The organism is Bradyrhizobium sp. CSS354 (assembly GCF_029051725.1).
In the GTDB taxonomy this organism is placed as follows: Bacteria; Pseudomonadota; Alphaproteobacteria; order Rhizobiales; family Xanthobacteraceae; genus Bradyrhizobium.
Genome location: NZ_JAACFU010000003.1, coordinates 238,018 through 255,560, shown reverse-complemented (window position 1 = coordinate 255,560; position 17,543 = coordinate 238,018). Strand labels below are relative to the sequence as shown.

At 63.8% G+C, this 17,543-nt stretch carries 14 protein-coding genes and 1 pseudogene; 10 read left to right on the top strand and 5 right to left on the bottom strand.

The window, feature by feature from the left end; genetic code table 11:
* Nucleotides 1-41: 41 nt before the first annotated feature.
* From GWG67_RS08210 to GWG67_RS08200, 3 genes are all read left to right on the top strand, one after another.
* Nucleotides 42-860 (top strand): ABC transporter permease, encoded by an 819-nt coding sequence (locus GWG67_RS08210; RefSeq protein ID WP_275168642.1) that lies wholly within the window; start codon nt 42-44, stop codon nt 858-860.
* Between the two features lie 121 nt (nt 861-981).
* A complete protein-coding gene (locus tag GWG67_RS08205; RefSeq protein ID WP_275168641.1) occupies nt 982-2,310 on the top strand; it encodes a polyhydroxyalkanoate depolymerase in 1,329 nt (442 codons plus the stop codon).
* A 217-nt stretch (nt 2,311-2,527) separates the two neighbouring features.
* On the top strand, nt 2,528-3,367 hold the full coding sequence (locus GWG67_RS08200) for a M48 family metallopeptidase (protein WP_275168640.1): 840 nt from the start codon (nt 2,528-2,530) through the stop codon (nt 3,365-3,367).
* Between the two features lie 255 nt (nt 3,368-3,622).
* Here the strand turns inward: GWG67_RS08200 and GWG67_RS08195 are convergent, their stop codons facing one another.
* On the bottom strand, nt 3,623-5,836 hold the full coding sequence (locus GWG67_RS08195; RefSeq protein WP_275168639.1) for a transglycosylase domain-containing protein: 2,214 nt from the start codon (nt 5,834-5,836) through the stop codon (nt 3,623-3,625).
* Nucleotides 5,837-6,003: 167 nt separating this feature from the next.
* On the opposite strand from GWG67_RS08195, the gene GWG67_RS08190 reads away from it, so the two are divergent.
* A complete protein-coding gene (locus tag GWG67_RS08190; RefSeq protein ID WP_275168638.1) occupies nt 6,004-6,429 on the top strand; it encodes a DUF1330 domain-containing protein in 426 nt (141 codons plus the stop codon).
* A 118-nt stretch (nt 6,430-6,547) separates the two neighbouring features.
* Here GWG67_RS08190 and GWG67_RS08185 read toward each other — a convergent pair whose 3' ends face one another.
* The 3 genes from GWG67_RS08185 to GWG67_RS08175 form a co-directional block, all read right to left on the bottom strand.
* On the bottom strand, nt 6,548-7,774 hold the full coding sequence (locus GWG67_RS08185) for an ABC transporter substrate-binding protein (protein ID WP_275168636.1): 1,227 nt from the start codon (nt 7,772-7,774) through the stop codon (nt 6,548-6,550).
* A 229-nt stretch (nt 7,775-8,003) separates the two neighbouring features.
* Entirely contained in the window at nt 8,004-9,230 is a 1,227-nt protein-coding gene (locus tag GWG67_RS08180) for an ABC transporter substrate-binding protein (RefSeq protein ID WP_275168634.1), read from the bottom strand.
* Between the two features lie 134 nt (nt 9,231-9,364).
* Nucleotides 9,365-9,808, bottom strand: coding sequence for a DUF1304 domain-containing protein (locus GWG67_RS08175; RefSeq protein WP_275168632.1), 444 nt, complete (start codon nt 9,806-9,808; stop codon nt 9,365-9,367).
* 9 nt (nt 9,809-9,817) lie between these two features.
* Here GWG67_RS08175 and GWG67_RS08170 point away from each other — a divergent pair, with 9 nt between their 5' ends.
* A complete protein-coding gene (locus tag GWG67_RS08170; protein ID WP_275168631.1) occupies nt 9,818-10,348 on the top strand; it encodes a methylated-DNA--[protein]-cysteine S-methyltransferase in 531 nt (176 codons plus the stop codon).
* A 10-nt stretch (nt 10,349-10,358) separates the two neighbouring features.
* Here GWG67_RS08170 and GWG67_RS08165 read toward each other — a convergent pair whose 3' ends face one another.
* On the bottom strand, nt 10,359-13,148 hold the full coding sequence (locus GWG67_RS08165; RefSeq protein ID WP_275168629.1) for a [protein-PII] uridylyltransferase: 2,790 nt from the start codon (nt 13,146-13,148) through the stop codon (nt 10,359-10,361).
* 187 nt (nt 13,149-13,335) lie between these two features.
* On the opposite strand from GWG67_RS08165, the gene GWG67_RS08160 reads away from it, so the two are divergent.
* The 5 genes and pseudogenes from GWG67_RS08160 to GWG67_RS08140 all read left to right on the top strand — a co-directional run bounded on the left by GWG67_RS08160 (nt 13,336) and on the right by GWG67_RS08140 (nt 17,515).
* On the top strand, nt 13,336-14,307 hold the full coding sequence (locus GWG67_RS08160; protein WP_275168627.1) for an aliphatic sulfonate ABC transporter substrate-binding protein: 972 nt from the start codon (nt 13,336-13,338) through the stop codon (nt 14,305-14,307).
* A gap of 126 nt (nt 14,308-14,433) precedes the next feature.
* A pseudogene (locus GWG67_RS08155) lies at nt 14,434-15,278 on the top strand (ABC transporter permease).
* Nucleotides 15,279-15,282: 4 nt separating this feature from the next.
* Nucleotides 15,283-16,068, top strand: coding sequence for an ABC transporter ATP-binding protein (locus GWG67_RS08150; RefSeq protein WP_275168625.1), 786 nt, complete (start codon nt 15,283-15,285; stop codon nt 16,066-16,068).
* 69 nt (nt 16,069-16,137) lie between these two features.
* The gene (locus tag GWG67_RS08145; protein WP_275168623.1) at nt 16,138-16,647 is read left to right on the top strand and encodes an OsmC family protein; all 510 of its coding nucleotides are present in this window, start codon (nt 16,138-16,140) and stop codon (nt 16,645-16,647) included.
* A gap of 67 nt (nt 16,648-16,714) precedes the next feature.
* Nucleotides 16,715-17,515, top strand: a complete 801-nt coding sequence (locus GWG67_RS08140) for a hypothetical protein (protein ID WP_275168621.1) — start codon at nt 16,715-16,717, stop codon at nt 17,513-17,515.
* Nucleotides 17,516-17,543 lie beyond the last annotated feature (28 nt).

Sequence of the window (17,543 nt, the reverse complement as noted above, 5' to 3'; positions counted from 1 at the left end):
CCGGATTGCGCTACGCTCCATCCGGGCTACGGGAGGCCGCCATGAGCGAGCTCACCGTTCACCGCGGCATCTCCCTGCATCGCATCGGCGCGATGATCCTGCGCTATTGGTACCTCTTGCTGTCGTCCTGGCCGCGGCTGCTCGAGCTGCTCTACTGGCCGGCGCTGCAGGTCATCACCTGGGGCTTTCTTCAGCTTTATATCGCGCAGAATGCAAACTTCTTCGCCCGTGCCGGCGGCACCCTGATCGGCGCCGTTATCCTCTGGGACATCCTGTTTCGCGGGCAGCTCGGCTTCTCGATCTCGTTCCTGGAAGAGATGTGGGCGCGCAACCTCGGCAATCTCATGATGAGCCCGCTGAAGCCGATCGAGTTCCTGCTGTCGCTGATGATCATGAGTCTGATCAGGCTCGCGATCGGCGTCATCCCGATGACGCTGCTCGCGTTGTTCCTGTTTCACTTCAACGTTTATGCACTCGGCGTGCCGCTGATTGCGTTCTTCTGCAATCTGATCTTCACGAGCTGGTCGGTCGGCATCTTCGTTTCCGGCCTGGTGCTGCGAAACGGCCTCGGCGCCGAGAGCATCGTCTGGACCTTGATGTTCGGCATCATGCCGCTCGCCTGCGTCTACTATCCCGTCAGCGTGCTGCCGGTCTGGTTGCAATATGTCGCCTGGACGCTGCCGCCGACCTATGTGTTCGAAGGGATGCGCGCGCTGCTGATCGAAAACACCTGCAGGACCGATCTGATGCTGGGCGCGTTGGCCATCAACGTGGTGCTGTTGGTTGCATCTTTTGGGGCATTCCTTGCCCTTTTGCGCAGCGCCCGGATGCAGGGCTCGTTGCTGTCAGGCGGCGAATAACGTCACTTTCTCGTGGATTCAGCCCGGTTTGGGCACCTGGGCCACGTAGATGTACGGAACCATGCATTGACGCAATATTACGCATTCGGCAGTATGCTGCGATGCGAAGAGGAATATAGCGATGCCGATTGGTGAGTTTGGCGGCGCGCCGCCCCTGGTGGCCGAAGGCAGTCCGGTCCTGACGACGCCGATGTACTGGATGTACGAGATGGGGCAAGCCTCTCTCAATCCGGCGCGTGCGATCACGGACGCAACCAAGCTGCTGTTTCAAAATCCCCTCAATCCGTGGGCACGCACCGAGGTCGGCAAGTCGGTTGCCGCGGCTTGCGAATTGTTCGAACGCACCACGCGCCGCTACGGCAAGCCGGAATGGGGCCTCAACGATACCGAGGTCAACGGCATCCGCGTCCCCGTCGAGGTTCGCTCGGTCTGGGAAAAGCCGTTCTGCCGCCTGCTCTACTTCGATCGCAAGTTCACCCGTCCGCTGCGCAGTCCGCAGCCGCGCGTGCTGATCGTGGCACCGATGTCCGGCCATTACGCGACGCTGCTCCGCGGGACGGTCGAGGCTTTCCTGCCGGCGCATGAGGTTTACATCACCGATTGGGCCGATGCCCGCATGGTGCCGCTCAGCGACGGCCGCTTCGATCTCGACGACTACATCGACTACGTCATCGAGATGCTGCATGTCCTCGGCGGTAACACGCATGTGCTGGCGGTGTGCCAGCCCTCGGTTCCCGTCGTCGCTGCCGTTTCGATCATGGAAGCGCGGCGTGATCCCTTCGTGCCGACCTCGATGACGCTGATGGGCGGTCCGATCGACACCCGTCGCAATCCGACCGCGGTGAACAACCTCGCCCAAGAGCGCGGCATCGACTGGTTCCGCAACCACGTCATCACCAAGGTGCCGTTCCCGCATCCGGGCATGATGCGCGACGTCTATCCGGGCTTCCTGCAGCTGAACGGCTTCATCAGCATGAATCTCGACCGGCATATGGACGCCCACAAGCAGCTGTTCGCCAATTTGGTGAAGGGCGACGGCGACCTCGTCGACAAGCATCGCGACTTCTACGACGAATATCTCGCGGTGATGGATCTCTCCGCCGAATATTACCTGCAGACCGTCGACACCGTGTTCGTGAAGCATTCGCTGCCGAAGGGCGAGATGACCCATCGTGGAACACGCGTCGATCCCTCAAAGGTCACGCGCGTCGCGTTGATGACGGTCGAAGGCGAGAACGACGACATCTCCGGCATCGGTCAGACCGAAGCAACGCACGCATTGTGCAGCTCGATTCCCGATCATCGCCGCGTTCATTATGTCCAGAAGGGCGTTGGACATTACGGCGTGTTCAATGGTTCGCGCTTCAAATCGGAAATCGTGCCGCGCATCCATGACTTCATGGTGTCGGCGGCGAATCCGAGCTCATTGCAGGCGCTCGCGGCCGAATAATCGCGTTTTTCGGCTTTCCCGCTGAAAATCGACGCCCTGTCGGAGGCTCCGACAGGGGTGAGTTCCCGCCAGATTCGCGGTATTTAGGTAGCTTTGTAGGAGTGAGTCCAACCTCACCCCTTGGGGGTGCCGCATGCGCCTGACGGGGGCGAAAAAAGCCGGTTCCAACCCCAGTCTGTAGGGTCTCCCGGACGCCAGACCCCTGTATATTGGGCAAATGATTTGTTTTTGCGCCGAGCGCTTTCCCTGGCGGCGGTTATGGCAGAATCCGGGCGCTCTCCTGCCCCCCGGACTGACAGACATGGCCACTCGCGCACTCCTCTATCGTCGGCCCCACGAGCCGAAGACCCTCCTGATCACCCATGGATCGCAATATTTTGCGATTCGACTGCGCCGGCATCGCCGCGCGCGCCGTTACACGCTCAGAATTCATCCGAGCGATCGCGAAGCCATCCTCACCATGCCGCCGCGCGGCACGCTCGCCGAAGCAAAAGACTTCGCACAGCGTCACGGCGCATGGATCGCGGCACGTCTCGGTCGTTTGCCGAAGGCCGCACCGTTCCAGCCTGGCACAGTGATACCGCTTCGCGGCGTTTCTCATCGCATCGTTCATCGCGCCGGCACGCGCGGTACGGTGTGGACCGAAGTGCGCGATAGCGGTGAACGCATTCTCTGCGTCGCCGGCGGCGTCGAGCATGCCGACCGTCGCATCAGCGACTTTCTCAAGCGCGAGGCGCGCCGCGACCTTCAGCGTGCCGCGGAATCCTATGCCGCCGAGCTCGGGGTCAAGGTCAAGCGGCTCTCGATCCGCGATCAATCCAGTCGTTGGGGCTCCTGCACCTCGGCCGGCTCGTTGTCGTTCTCCTGGCGCCTGATCCTCGCGCCGCCCTACGTGCTCGACTACCTCGCGGCCCACGAGGTCGCCCATCTCGTCGAGATGAACCACTCGGCGCGGTTCTGGCGCGTCTGCGGCAAGGTCTGCCCGTCGATGGAGCGCGCCAAGAAGTGGCTCGATACGTACGGCAACGACCTGCACCGGTACGGGGTCGAGGATTAGGCTCTCGCTGCCAACTCCATCCGACACTGTCATCGCCCGCGAAAGCGGGCGATCCAGTATTCCAGAGACAGTTGTTATTGAATCAAGAAGCCGCGGCGTACTGGCTTCCCCGCCTCCGCGGGGAATGACAGCCCAGCGCGCGATTCCAGCGTCTGTGCTGCCCGCGCAAGCCGTTGATTTCGTTATCCTCGGCTACTGTGCATGGGGTTGTTTTCGCAGTTTTTGTTTTGAGGTCACCCGGACCTCAAGCACAACCTAGCGATTCCCGCCAAACAGCCGGTCCATCAGCCAGCCATCGAGTCCTGCGGCTGCTTCCGGTCGCGCATTGGCGCGCGTGGGGGCTGGACGATAGCCGCCGTTGTTGGCCGGTGCCGGTGCGGGCGCTGCCGCCGTTGGCGGCGACACTTGCGACGTCGCCTGCGCGAGGTTCGAGAGGCCCCAGCCACCTGGAGAGCTTGGCAAGGCTGCCACCGGCACGCCCTCGTGCGCCGTCTTCATGAAGCGCGACCAGACTTCGACCGGCAAGCCGCCGCCGGTCGCCTTCTTGGTCGGCGAGTTGTCGTCATTGCCGAGCCACACGCCGGTGACGAGGTTGGCGGTGTAGCCGATGAACCAGGCGTCACGGTAGTCCTGGCTGGTGCCGGTCTTGCCGGCCGCCGGCCAGCCCGGGATCTCCGCCTTCTTGGCGGTGCCGCTGATCAGCGTTTCCCGCATCATCGCGTTCATCATGCCGACATAGCGCGGGTCGACCACCTGGTTGTGCTCGTCCGCCTGGCGCATGTAGAGCAGCTTGCCACTGAGCGTCCTGATCCGCGTGACGACATGCGGCGTCGCCGTGAAGCCGCCATTGGCGAAGGGTGCATAGGCGCCGACCAGCTCGACCATCGAGACTTCGGAGGTGCCGAGCGCGATCGAGGCGTTGGGCTCGAGTTTCGAGGAGATGCCGAGCCGGTGCGCGGTGCGCACCACGTTCTTCGGCCCGACCTCGAGGCCGAGGCGGATGGCGACCGTGTTGAGCGACATCGCGAGCGCCTGGGTCAGCGTCACCGCGCCGAAATATTCGTGGGTGTAGTTCTCAGGCTTCCAGCCCTTGACCTCGATCGGCGCGTCCTGGCGGAGCGTGTCGGGCGTCAGCCCCTGCTCGAGCGCGGTCAAGTACACGAACGGCTTGAACGAGGAGCCCGGCTGGCGCCTGGCAGTGACCGCGCGGTTGTACTGGCTCTCGGAATAGTTCCGGCCCCCGACCATGGCGCGCACCGCGCCGTCAGGCGTCATCGCCACCAGCGCGCCCTGGCTGACATTGAACTTCACGCTCTTGGCCGCGAGCTCGTCGATGATGGCGGCTTCGGCCACGCTCTGGAGCTTCGGATCGATCGTGGTCTCGACCTTGATGCTCTCGTCGATCTGCCCGACCAGATCGTCCAGCACCTCGCCGATCCAGTCGGCGACGTAATTGACCGTGCCGGCGCCGACCGGCTTCACATTGTAGGAGGGTTGGCCGATCGAGGCCTGCGCCTGCGCCTCGGTGATGAATTTGGCGTCCGCCATCGCCGTGAGCACGATTTTCGCGCGCGCTTCTGCGCCCTCGGGGTTGCGGTTCGGCGCGAGCCGCGAGGGCGATTTGACGAGGCCGGCCAGCATCGCGGCCTCCGCGACGGTGACGTTCTTGGCCGACTTGCCGAAATAGCGCTGCGCGGCGGCTTCGACGCCATAGGCGCCGGAGCCGAAATAGACACGGTTGAGATAGAGCTCCAAAATCTCGTTCTTGGAATGCTTGCGCTCCAGCCAGATCGCGAGCTCCGCTTCCTGCAGCTTGCGCGCCATGGTGCGCTCTTGGGTCAGGAACAGGTTTTTCGCCAATTGCTGTGTCAGCGTCGAGCCGCCCTGCGACACGCCGCGATGGAGCACGTTGGTGACGAGCGCGCGCAGGATGCCTACGGGGTCAATTCCGAAATGCGAATAGAAGCGGCGATCCTCGATGGCGATGAACGCCTTGGGCAGATATTGCGGCAGATCCTTCAGCGCGACATTGGCGCCCGCCATCTCGCCCCGTTGCGCCAGCATGCTGCCGTCGATGCCGACGATCTGGATCGTCGGTGGCCGCTTGGGGATTTCCAGCGACTGGATCGGCGGCAGATGAGCGCCGACCCAGATCACGACGCCGATCACGGCGATTGCGCCCCACAGGCCCAGCACCGCGCCCCAATAGACCAGGCGGCCTAGACTGGCGCCAATGCGCGACTTGGATCGCCGCTTGGCGCTGCCGCGGCCGGCCGGCGCCTTCCGCTCGCGCGGCTGCTCGTCGCCGGCATCCTCGCTCTTGCGCTTGGCAGATGATTTCGTTGGTTTCTTCGGCTTGTCATCGCCGCCAGGAATGCGGTCGGCCGCGGTCAGGCGCAGATCGGCGAGTGCCGCAGGCAAGCCGAACAACGGCTCCTTCCGCCCACCCTTTTTCTTTCCCAACCCCATACGCAAACGCCCGGTCAGCCCGCCCCGCCGCACGCTAGCGGTCGCTGTTTAAGGCCCGGTTACCCAGAGCTTAACGCGTGATTAGGAGGTGCGGCATTCGGTGGCCGCAGTTCCGCTGGTCCGACGGCGGCGGTAGGATCGCCGGCATAAAACAAGAGGGAACTCAGATGGGCCACATCGATCCGACCAAGGAGATTTTCGCGCAGTTCCGGGACAACGACCGCCCCGGCCCGATCCACATGCTCAACCTGGTGCGCTTGCGCAAGGAGGCGGCCTATCCGGATGGCCGCAAGACGAGCGGTGCGGAAGCCTATGCGGCCTATGGCCGCGAGAGTGGCCCGGTGTTCGAACGCCTCGGCGGCCGCATCGTCTGGCAGGGCAAATTCGAACTGATGCTGATCGGCCCCGAGACCGAGCGCTGGGACCATTGCTTCATCGCCGAATACCCAAGCGTCGCCGCCTTCGTCGAGATGATCCGCGATCCCGTCTATCGCGAGGCGGTAAAGCACAGGCAGGCCGCGGTGGAGGATTCACGGCTCATTCGGCATGCGGTGCTGCCCGTGGGAAAGAACTTTGGCGAGGTGCCGGAGTAGAGCCACGTCGTTCCGGGGCGATGCGAAAGCATCGAACTCAGGTGCGCAATTGCGCACCTGAGAATCTCGAGATTCCGGGTCTGGCGCTCGCGCGCCAGCCCGGAATGACTGTGCGGAACTAACCCGCCGGACCCGCATCCTCCAGGATCGGGCCGAACAGCTCCCAGCGTTCGCCGTTGAACTTCATCATCTGAAGCTGCTTGTTGACGCGGTAGTCGGTCGCCGAGGTGTTGGCCTTGATGCCGGGCAGGGCGATATCGCTGGTCACGTCCTTTAGCGACGCCGCCTGCTTCATGACATTTTCGCGCGTCAGGTTGTCGCCGCACTGCTGCAGCACGTGGGCCAGAAGCTGGGCGGTGCCGTAGCCGTAGGTGTTGAAGTTCGAATCCTTGTCGCCGTCCGGATAGTACTTCGCCATGAAGTCGAAATACTTCTTCAGGCCGGCATCGTCCTTCCAGGTCGGGTCGAGCGGATCCTTGCCGTAATTGACACTGATCACGCCCTTGGCGGCGTCGAGACCGGCAGGCTTCATCACCGCGCCGACCGAGGTGGCGTTGATGTCGACGATCTGCACCGGCTTCCAGCCGATCTCGCCGATCTTCTTGATCGCCTGCGCCGCCTGCTTCGGCGTGCTGGCGCTGAAGAACAGATCGGCGCCCGCATCCTTGATCTTGAGGATCTGCGAATCGACCGTCGGGTCCGAGACTTCGTAGGAGGACTCGTTGACGATCATCTTGGCGGCCTTGTCGCCGAGTCCGGCCTTGATGCCGTTCAGATAGTCCTTGCCGAGGTCGTCGTTCTGATAGAGCACGCCGACTTTGGCGTTGGGATATTCCTTCAGGATGTACTGGCCGTAGATGCGGCCTTCGACGAAATAGTTCGGGTTGTACCCCATCGTCCACGGAAAGTTCTTCGGGTCCGTGAACTTCGAGGCGCCTGTGGCCGCGAACAGCTGCGGCACCTTCTTGGAGTTGAGATACTTTTGCACGGCCGCATTCGATGGCGTGCCGATGATCTGGAAGGTCAAGAGCACCTCATCGCTCTCGACCAGCTTGCGCACCTGCTCCACCGCTTTCGGCGGCGAGTAAGCGTCGTCATACTGGATCAGGTTGATCTTGCGGCCGTTGATGCCGCCCTGGTCGTTGATCATCTTGAAATAGGCGGCCTGGGTCTTGCCGATCGACGCATAGGCCGACGCCGGTCCCGAGAACGGCACGGTCTGGCCGACTTTGATCTCGGTATCGCTGGCGCCCGGATCATATTTCTTCTGGGCATTGGCCGCCGGCATCGACAGCGCCAGGGTCAGCGCCGTTGCAGTGGCCAGATGCAGAATTCCATTCCTCATTCGCATTTCCTCAGTGTTTATCGCCGGTGATCAATCGGTGCGCTTGTGCGCACCTGATGCCACCGCTGAGGGCGATAGTGGAGGAGGCATTGTTGCAACGCAAGCTGGGCGTGCGCCGGTAGTTCGTAGCATGCGCGGCTTCGTAGCAGGTTCGTAAGGTGGGCCGGCCCCGGCGGATGCGCGAAGCGCGTCCGCCGGGCGTGACCCACCCTATGAAATCTCCGAGAGACTAACCCGCTGGACCCGCATCCTCCATGATCGGGCCGAACAGCTCCCAGCGCTCGCCGTTGAACTTCATCATCTGCATCTGCTTGTTGACGCGGTAGTCGTTCGGCCCGGTGTTGATCTTGATGCCGGGCAGCGCGAAGCTCGGGGTGAAGTCCTTGATGTTGGCGACCTGCTTCATGACGTTCTCGCGCGACAGGTCGTCGCCGCACTGCTTCAGCACTTGCGTCAGCAATTCGGCGACTGAATAAGCATAGGTGTTGACGGTATTGAGCTTGTCACCTTCCGGAAAATACTTGTCCATGAAGGCAAAGAAGGCCTTCACGCCCGGATCGTCCTTCCACTGGGGATCACTGGGCTCCTTGCCGTATTGGGTGGAGATGATGCCCTTGGAGATCTCGAGGCCAGCCGGCTTCAGCGTCGCCGAGATCGGGCTCGCGTTGATGTCGAGAATGTGCACCGGCGTCCAACCGAGCTCGGCCACCTTCTTGATCGCCTGTGCCGCGAATTTCGGCGTAGAGGCGTCGTAGAAAAGGTCGGCGCCCAGCGACTTCAGTTTGACCACCTGCGAGTCCACCGTTGGATCGGTGACCTCGTAGGACACTTCGCCGACGATCATGCTGGCGGCCTTGTCGCCGAGCCCGCTCTTGAGGCCGGCGAGATAGTCGCGGCCCATGTCGTCGTTCTGGTAGAGCACGCCGATCTTGGCGTTCGGATGCTCCTTGAGAATGTACTTGGCGTAGATGCGCCCCTCGGACACGTAGTTGGGATTATAGGCGATGGTCCAGGGATAGTTCTGCGGATCGTTGAAGCGCGCAGCGCCGGTCGAGGCCAGCAGCTGCGGGATCTTCTTGCCGTTGAGATATTTTTGCACGGCGGCATTCGCGGCTGTGCCGATGATCTGGAAGGTGAACAGCACCTCGTCGCCTTCGACGAGCTTACGCACCTGCTCGACCGTCTTCGGCGGCGAATAGGCGTCGTCATACTGGATCAGATTGATCTTGCGGCCGTTGATGCCGCCCTGATCGTTGATCATCTTGAAGTAGGCGGCCTGGGTCTTGCCGATATTGGCGTAGACGGAATAGGCCCCCGAGAACGGAACGGTCTGGCCGATCTTGATCTCGGTGTCGCTCGCGCCGGTGTCGTATTTCTTCTGGGCGAGAGCTTGGTTGGCGGAGAACGCGAAGGCGAGCGCCGCCGTGGCAGTGATGAAGGCTCTGCGATTGCTCATGTGGGTTGTTCCTCCTGACGGAATTTCCGACCGACGGTCTTTTCCCGTTGATTGCCAACGGTCGCCATCGCTGTCGGAGATTGTGGAGGAACGGCAGGCGACGCGCAAGGATCGCGGCGGCGCGCTATGGCGTCTCAGGTCAGGAACAACGCTAACAGCGCGAGCGCCGCCGGCAGCGCCTGCACCATCAGGATGCGCGTGCTGACGGTCGCCGCGCCATAAGCGCCGGCCACGATCACGCAGAGCAGGAAGAATGCCTTGATCTGGAACGCGAAGGCCGGATTGCCGTGCACCAGCCCCCAGACCAGGCCTGCGGCCAGGAAGCCATTATAGAGCCCCTGGTTGCCGGCCAGCACCTTTGTGATCGCTGCCTTCTCCGGCGTGTTGCGGAAGACCTTCAAGCCCTGCGGCTTGTCCCAGAGAAACATCTCCAGGATCAGGAAGTAAGCGTGCAGTGCGGCGACCAGCGCCACCAGGATATTCGCGATCCAGATCAAGTTGAGCTCCCCCAGCGTCAGCTTTCGGGTGGACGTTAGCACGGCGGGCGTGGCAAGTGCGATGGCGTGTTTCGATGCCATGGTGCTGCAATGCCCGCGCGACCGACCAACCCACCTGTAAGCTTCGGCCTCGATCGGCTGGCGACGCCGATCGGGATTGCGCTGCTGGTCACCGACGCCGCGGGCGCCTTGCGCGCGCTCGACTGGGAGGATTACGAGCACCGCATGCGCGGGCTTTTGCGCCTGCATTACGGTGTGGTGGAGCTGAGTGACCAACTCGCGCCCGCGGCCATGCGGACCGCGCTGTCGGGCTATTTCGACGGCGACCTCGGCCAGCTCTCAGGCATCGCCTGGCGCATTGCCGGCACGCCGTTTCAGCAGAAGGTCTGGAATGCGTTGGCGCAAATCCCTGCCGGCACCACGATGAGTTATGGCGCGCTCGCTGCCAGGATCGACATGCCCAAGGCCATCCGCGCCGTCGGCCATGCCAACGGCTCCAACCCGATCAGCGTGGTGCTGCCTTGCCACCGCCTGATCGGCGCCGATGGTTCTCTGGTGAAGTATGGCGGCGGCCTCGAGCGCAAGCGCTGGCTGCTGCGGCATGAAGGCGTGGCGGTTTAGGTCTGCCCGCTCACGCCGCCGGCTGAACCGCCTTGTCGCCGGCCATCACGTGGGTCAGCGCGCTCTTGATCGCGGCCTGGCGCGTCGGCGCGCTGATCTGTGCGCCCAGGAGATCGGTGACGTAGAACACGTCGCGGGCGCGCTCGCCGAAGGTCGCGACATGGGCCGAGGCGATGTTGAGGTTGAGCTTCGAGATCGCGGTGGTCAGCTCGTAGAGCAGGCCCGGGCGGTCGAGACCGGACATCTCGATCACTGTGTAGCGGTCGGACCATTGGTTGTTGATGGTCACTTCCGGCTCGATCACGAACGGCCGCGCCTTGCCGCGCACGGTGCGCCGCGCCACCACTTCGGGCAGACGCAGCTTGCCTTCCAGCACGTCCTCGATCATCTCGCCGATACGGGTGGCGCGCCGTCCCTCGTCCTCGTCGCGGTCGTATTCCCTGGAGATCGAGATGGTGTCGAGCGCGCGACCGTCGGTCGTGGTGTAGATCTGGGCATCGACGATGTTGGCACCGGCCGAGGCACAGGCGCCTGCGATGATCGACAGCAGCCACGGATGGTCCGCGGCGAAGATGGTCAGCTCGGTGACGCCACGCACCTCGTCGAAGCCGACATTGATCGCGAGCTTGTGGCCGGCCTGCTCGCTGGCGCGGACAAAGCGCGCGTGGCGGATCTTGCGCGGCAGCTCGACCTTGAGCCAATAGGCCGGATAGTGCCGGCCGATATAGGCGTCGAGCTCTTCCGCCGGCCATTTCGCGAAGGCGTTGCGGAATTCGGCGTATGCGGCCGTGAGGCGCTTGCCGCGGTCAACCTCCGAGAAGCCGCCCGTCAGCACCGGTTCGGTCTCGTAGTACAGCGAGCGCAAGAGCTGCGCCTTCCAGCCGTTCCACACGCCCGGGCCGACGCCGCGGATGTCCGCGGTGGTCAGGATCGTCAAGAGCTTCATCTGCTCGACCGACTGCACCACGGCGGCGAAATTCTCGATGGTCTTGCGGTCGGAGAGATCGCGCGACTGCGCGACCGTGGACATCGTCAGATGCTCCTCGATCAGCCAGGCCACGAGCTCGGTGTCGGCCGGACTGAAGCCGAGCCGCGGGCAAAGCCGTCGCGCCACCTTGGCGCCGGCGATCGAGTGATCCTCGGGCCGGCCCTTGGCGACGTCGTGCAGCAGCGTCGCAATGTAGATCACGGAGCGATGCTCAGGCCGGATCTTGCGCATCAGGTCGCTCGCCACCGCGAATTCCTCGATGCCGCCGCGCTCGATGTCCTGGAGGAAGCCGACGCAGCGGATCAAATGCTCGTCGACGGTGTAGTGATGATACATGTTGAACTGCATCATCGAGACGATCTTGCCGAAGGCGCGGATGAAGTGGCCGAGCACGCCGGTCTCGTTCATCCGCCGCAGCACGATTTCCGCATTGTCGGATGTCAGGATCTCCATGAACAGCCGGTTGGCCTCGGGATTCTCGCGCATCTGCGCGTTGATCAGGCCGAGCGAGCGCGTTACGTCACGCATCGCGTCCGGGTGGAAGGCGAGATTGTTCTTCTGCGCCAGGCGGAAGATGCGGATCAAATTGACCGGATCGTGCTTGAAGACGTCGGGCGCGGCGACGTTGATGCGGTTGTTGTCGACGATGAAGTCGTCGCTGTCGGGCACCCGCCGCTTCACCGCGGTGGGGCGTAGCCGCGCCATCATCCGGCTCAGCACCGGCGCGGGCTTGGCCTGCTGGTCCTCGAGCTTGGCGCAGAGGATGGCGGTGAGATTGCCGACTTCCTTGGCGACCAGGAAGTAGTGCTTCATGAAGCGCTCGACGTCCTGCATGCCGGGATGCGAGGTGTAGCCGAGCCGGACCGCGATCTCACGCTGGAGGTCGAAGGAGAGGCGCTCTTCGGCGCGGCCGGAGTGGAAGTGAAGATTGCAGCGCACCGACCAGAGGAAGTCGGCGCAGCGGCGGAAGGTGCGGTATTCCTGCGCGTCGAATACGCCGCGGCCGACCAGCTCGTCGGTGTCGCTCACGCGGTAGACGTACTTCGCGATCCAGAACAGCGTGTGCAGGTCGCGCAGGGCACCCTTGCCGTCCTTGACGTTGGGTTCGACCAGATAACGCGATTGGCCGCCGCGGCGATGCCGCTCCTCACGCTCGGCGAGTTTCGCGGTGACGAATTCCGACGCGGTGCCTTGCACGACCTCCTTGTCGAAGCGGGCGACCAGCTCGTCATAGAGCGGCCGGTCTCCGGTGAGGAAGCGTGTCTCCAGGATCGCGGTGCGGATGGTCATGTCGCCCCGCGCCTGCCGGATCGACTCGTCGACCGAGCGCGTGGCATGACCGACCTTCAGCCCCATGTCCCAGAGACAATAGAGGATGGCCTCGGCGACCTGCTCGCCCCAGGCGGTCTGCTTGTAGGGCAGGATGAAGAGCAGATCGATGTCGGACTCGGGAGCCATCAGGCCGCGGCCATAGCCGCCGGTCGCCACCACCGCCATGCGCTCGGCACCGCTCGGGATCGGCGAGCGGTAGAGATGGCGGGTCGCGGCCGAATACAGGATGCGGATGATCTCGTCCTGCACGTGGCACAGCCGCTCGGCGCAGCGCCGGCCGTGGCGATCCTTCAGCAGGATCGTCTGTGCCGCGGCGCGCGACGCAATCAGCTCGGCCTTGAGCAGTTGCGCCATGGCCGTGCGGAACGCGTCCTCGCGTCCCTGGTGCTTCTCGGCAAGCGCATCGACCGCGGCGGTGATCCGCGCGGTGTCGAAACGATCGTCCACCTCGGCCTTTTGCTCAGTCGCGACGCTGTCCATGTCTCACCGGATATAAGAGGCGGCAGGCGCTGTCACCCGCCATTCTCTCGCAATGGTCGTTCCATGCTGGAAAGGTGCGGCTTTGGGCAAAGCTGTTCTCAGCCGGCGCGCTTTCGAGGGATGGATTTTCTCGTTGACCTCTAGATATAACTCATTGAAAAACAATGAAGTTTTGAGGAGGCCGGGCATGACCAGGTTTACACGACGCATACTGCTGGCGGGGGCGGTCGCTCTTGCCGTCTCCCCCGCGGCGCGGGCGGCGGATCCGCTCAAGGAAATCCGTATCGACTGGGCGACCTATAATCCTGTGTCGATGGTCCTGAAGCAGAAGGGGCTCCTGGAAAAGGAGTTCGCCAAGGACGGCATCACCGTCACCTGGGTGCAGTCGGCCGGCTCCAACAAAGCGCTCGAATTCCTCAATGCGGGCTCGATCGATTTCGGCTCGACCGCGGGCTCGGCGGCGCTGGTCGCGCGTATCAACGGCAACCCGATCAAGTCGATCTACGTCTATTCGCGGCCCGAATGGACGGCGTTGGTGACATCAAAGGATTCCAAGATCGCTGATGTGGCCGACCTCAAGGGCAAGCGCGTCGCGGTGACGCGCGGCACCGATCCGCACATCTTCCTGGTGCGCGCATTGCTTGGCGCAGGTCTCACCGAAAAGAACATCACCCCGGTGCTGCTCCAGCACGCCGACGGCAAGACCGCGCTGATCCGCGGCGACGTCGATGCGTGGGCCGGGCTCGATCCGATGATGGCGCAGGCCGAGGTCGAGGACGGCGCGAAACTGTTCTACCGCAAGGCCGACGCCAACACTTGGGGCATCCTCAATGTGCGCGAGCAGTTCTTGAAGGACTATCCGGACGCGGCCCGCCGCGTGCTTGCCGTTTACGAGGAAGCGCGAAAGTATTCGCTGGCGAATTACGACGAGCTCAAGAAGACATTCATCGCCGTGACCAAGCTGCCGGAACCTGTCGTCGACAAGCAGCTCAAGGAGCGCACCGAGCTGACCCACAGCCGCATCGGCGCGCCCCAGCGCGAATCGATCCTCGCCGCGGGCCTCGCTTTGCAACAGGCCGGCGTCGTCGACGCCAAGGTCGACGTGAAGGCAACGCTCGATGCTCTGATCGACGACCAGGTGCCATTGCCGACGAATTGAAGGCAGGTGCGTGGCAAACTCGGTCGTCGTCCCGGATCTGCGCTCCGCTTCGCTGCGCTTGTCCGTGACGACGCCGAGAGTGCCGCGCGCCCTTGCAATCCCCGATCAGACGCGCTTCCTACGGCCATGATCTTCGACGCGCCAGTGCTGCAACAAACCTCGGAACCGGCCGAAAGCGCCGCCGCGCCTTCGTGGTTGTCGCGCTATGCGGGGCCGACACTGGGATTGCTGTTGCCACTGACCCTCGCGCTTGGCTGGGAACTCCTAGTCTGGCTCGGCTGGTCCAACGGCCGGCTGGTGCCGCCGCCCTCGCGCGTGTTCGCCACCATCGCTGATCTTGCCCGCTCCGTCGAACTGGGCCGTCACATCGCCGCGACACTGTGGCGCGTCGGCCTTGGCTTTGCGTTCGGCGTGGTCGCGGGCACCTTGCTCGGCGCCATATCCGGCTATTGGTCGCTGGCGCGGCGGCTGCTCGATCCGACCGTACAGGCGCTGCGTGCAATTCCATCGCTGGCCTGGGTGCCACTGTTCATCCTCTGGCTCGGCATCTTCGAGACCTCGAAGATCGCGCTGATCGCGGTCGGCGTGTTCTTCCCGGTCTATCTCGGCGTGATGGGCGCGATCCTCATCGTCGATCGCAAGACGTCGAGGTCGGTCGCACCTTCCGTCTCTCCGGACCTGCCATGATCCGCCGTATCCTGCTGCCCGCGGTGCTGCCGGCCTATGTCGTGTCGTTGCGCGTCGGTCTTGGTCTGGGCTGGATGTTCGTGGTGGCGGCCGAGCTGATCGGCGCGTCCGAAGGCCTCGGCTACCTCCTGCTCGACGGTCAGCAGCTCGGCAAGCCCGCGCAGATCCTCGCCGCCATCGTGATCTTCGCGATCCTCGGCAAGCTCACGGATTGGCTGATCGAGATCGCGGCCGCGCCCTTCCTGCGCTGGCAGGACGCCTTCGGGCGTACGACGGGAGCATAAGGCGATGCTGGCGCTCGACCGGGTCAGCAAGACCTATCCCAACGGCGTGCAGGCGCTGGCGCGCTTTTCCGCCGAGATCAGGCAAGGCGAGATCGTCGCCATCATCGGCGGCTCGGGCTGCGGCAAGTCCACGCTGCTGCGCGCCATTGCGGGCCTCGACCGCGCAAGCTCGGGCACGGTGACGCTCGACAACGAGCCGATCGCCTCGCCGCATGCCAAGATCGGCATCATCTTCCAGGAGCCGCGGCTGCTGCCCTGGCTCAGCGTCGCCGACAATATCGGCTTTGGTCTTGCCGATGGGCCCGCGACCGAGCGGCGTGAAAAGGTGACGCGTGCGCTCGAGCGTGTCGGGCTCGCCGAGAAAGCGCAGGCCTGGCCGCGCGAGCTCTCGGGCGGGCAGGCACAGCGCGTCGCGATCGCCCGCGCCCTGGTGCCGCAGCCCGAGGTGCTCTTGCTCGACGAGCCGTTCTCGGCGCTCGATGCCTTCACCCGCAGGGACCTCCAGGATCATCTGCTCGATCTCTGGGCCGACACGCGGCCGACGCTCATCCTCGTCACGCATGACGTCGACGAGGCCGTGGTGCTGGCCGACCGGGTGCTGGTGATGCGGCCGCGGCCGGGCCGGCTGTTCGACCAGATCGAGATCAATCTCGGCCGGCCACGCGACCGCAATTCGCCACTGTTCGAGAATTTCAAGCGAAGTGTGCTGACGTCACTCGACCGTTCGCTCGACCGCAGCGTGCCCGACCGTGACGCAACCCAGGGTCCCGGTCAGGCCATGTGGTGGTGACAATTTCTCTCTGAGCCGGTACATCGCAATCCGGTACTTCGCAGAGATGATTTTCCCGGGAGAGACAAAATGGACGCCGCAGCACTGCGCCAGATGCAGGCCCCGATCAAGGAGCGCTACAAGACCGACCCCAAGACCGCGATGATCACGTTGAAGGCCAAGGGCTCGACCGACAGCGAAGGCATCGCCTGCAAGGTCGAGACCGGCCGCGCCATTGCAATGGCCGGCCTGCATCCCGCGACCGGCGGCTCCGGCCTCGAGCTCTGCTCCGGCGACATGCTGCTCGAGGCGCTGGTCGCCTGCGCCGGCGTCACGCTGAGATCGGTCGCGACCGCGATCGAGGTGCCCTTGAAGACCGGCAACGTCTACGCCGAGGGCGATCTGGATTTCCGCGGCACGCTCGGCGTCGACAAGGAGACCCCGGTCGGCTTCGCCGAGATCCGTCTGCGCTTCGACGTCGACACCGATGCGCCGCAAGACAAGCTCGACCTGCTGCTCAAGCTCACCGAGCGCTACTGCGTGGTGTATCAGACCATCAAGAACGGGCCGAAGGTCTCGGTGTCGATGCAGCGGATGTAGCGAGCGAAGGCCGCTCGCCCCCACAATTAGTGTCGTCTCGGCGAAGCCCGGGACGACAAAGAAAAAAATGTCCCCCGAGCTCCACTTCATCCTCATCCTCCTGCTGCGCATGGCGATCGCGGCGGCGTTCGTCGTGACGGCGTCGATCATCACCGAGCGCTCAGGGCCGGTGATCGGCGCGCTGGTCGCGACCTTGCCGGTTTCGGCCGGACCATCCTACGTCTTCCTCGCGCTCGACCATGATGCCGCCTTCATCGCACAGGGCGCACTGTCGAGCTTGCCGGTCAATGCAGCGACGGTCTTCATGTGCGTTGCCTATGTGGTGCTGGCACAGCGGCGCAGCCTGCTGGTGAGTTGCGGAAGCGCGGTCGCGGTCTGGATCGTGTTCGCCTCGATCATCAAGCAGTTCGACTGGTCGCTCACCGCCGGGCTCGCCGCCAATCTGATCGCGTTCGGCATCTGCATTCCGCTGCTGGCGGGCTATCGCTACGTCAAGATGCCACTGGTGACGCGGCGCTGGTACGACGTGCCGATGCGGGCCGCGCTGGTCGCGACCCTGGTCGCCATTGTCGTCTCGACCTCGGGCTGGGTCGGTCCCGTGATCAGCGGCATCATCGCGCTGTATCCGGTTGTGTTCTCCAGCATCATGTTGATCCTGCATCCACGCATCGGCGGTCCGCCGACCGCCGCGGTGCTGGCCAATTCGGCCTGGGGACTGCTCGGATTCGGAATGGCGATCGCGGTGTTGCACGTTGCGGTCGTGTGGTTCGGCTCCGCCACCGGTCTTGGGCTTGCACTCGCCACGTGCATCGTTTGGAATCTTACGCTGTGGGGGATCGGGCGGCGTACGCTGCACAAGGCGCGATAAGCACCGTGACACTACGGATAGCGCAATA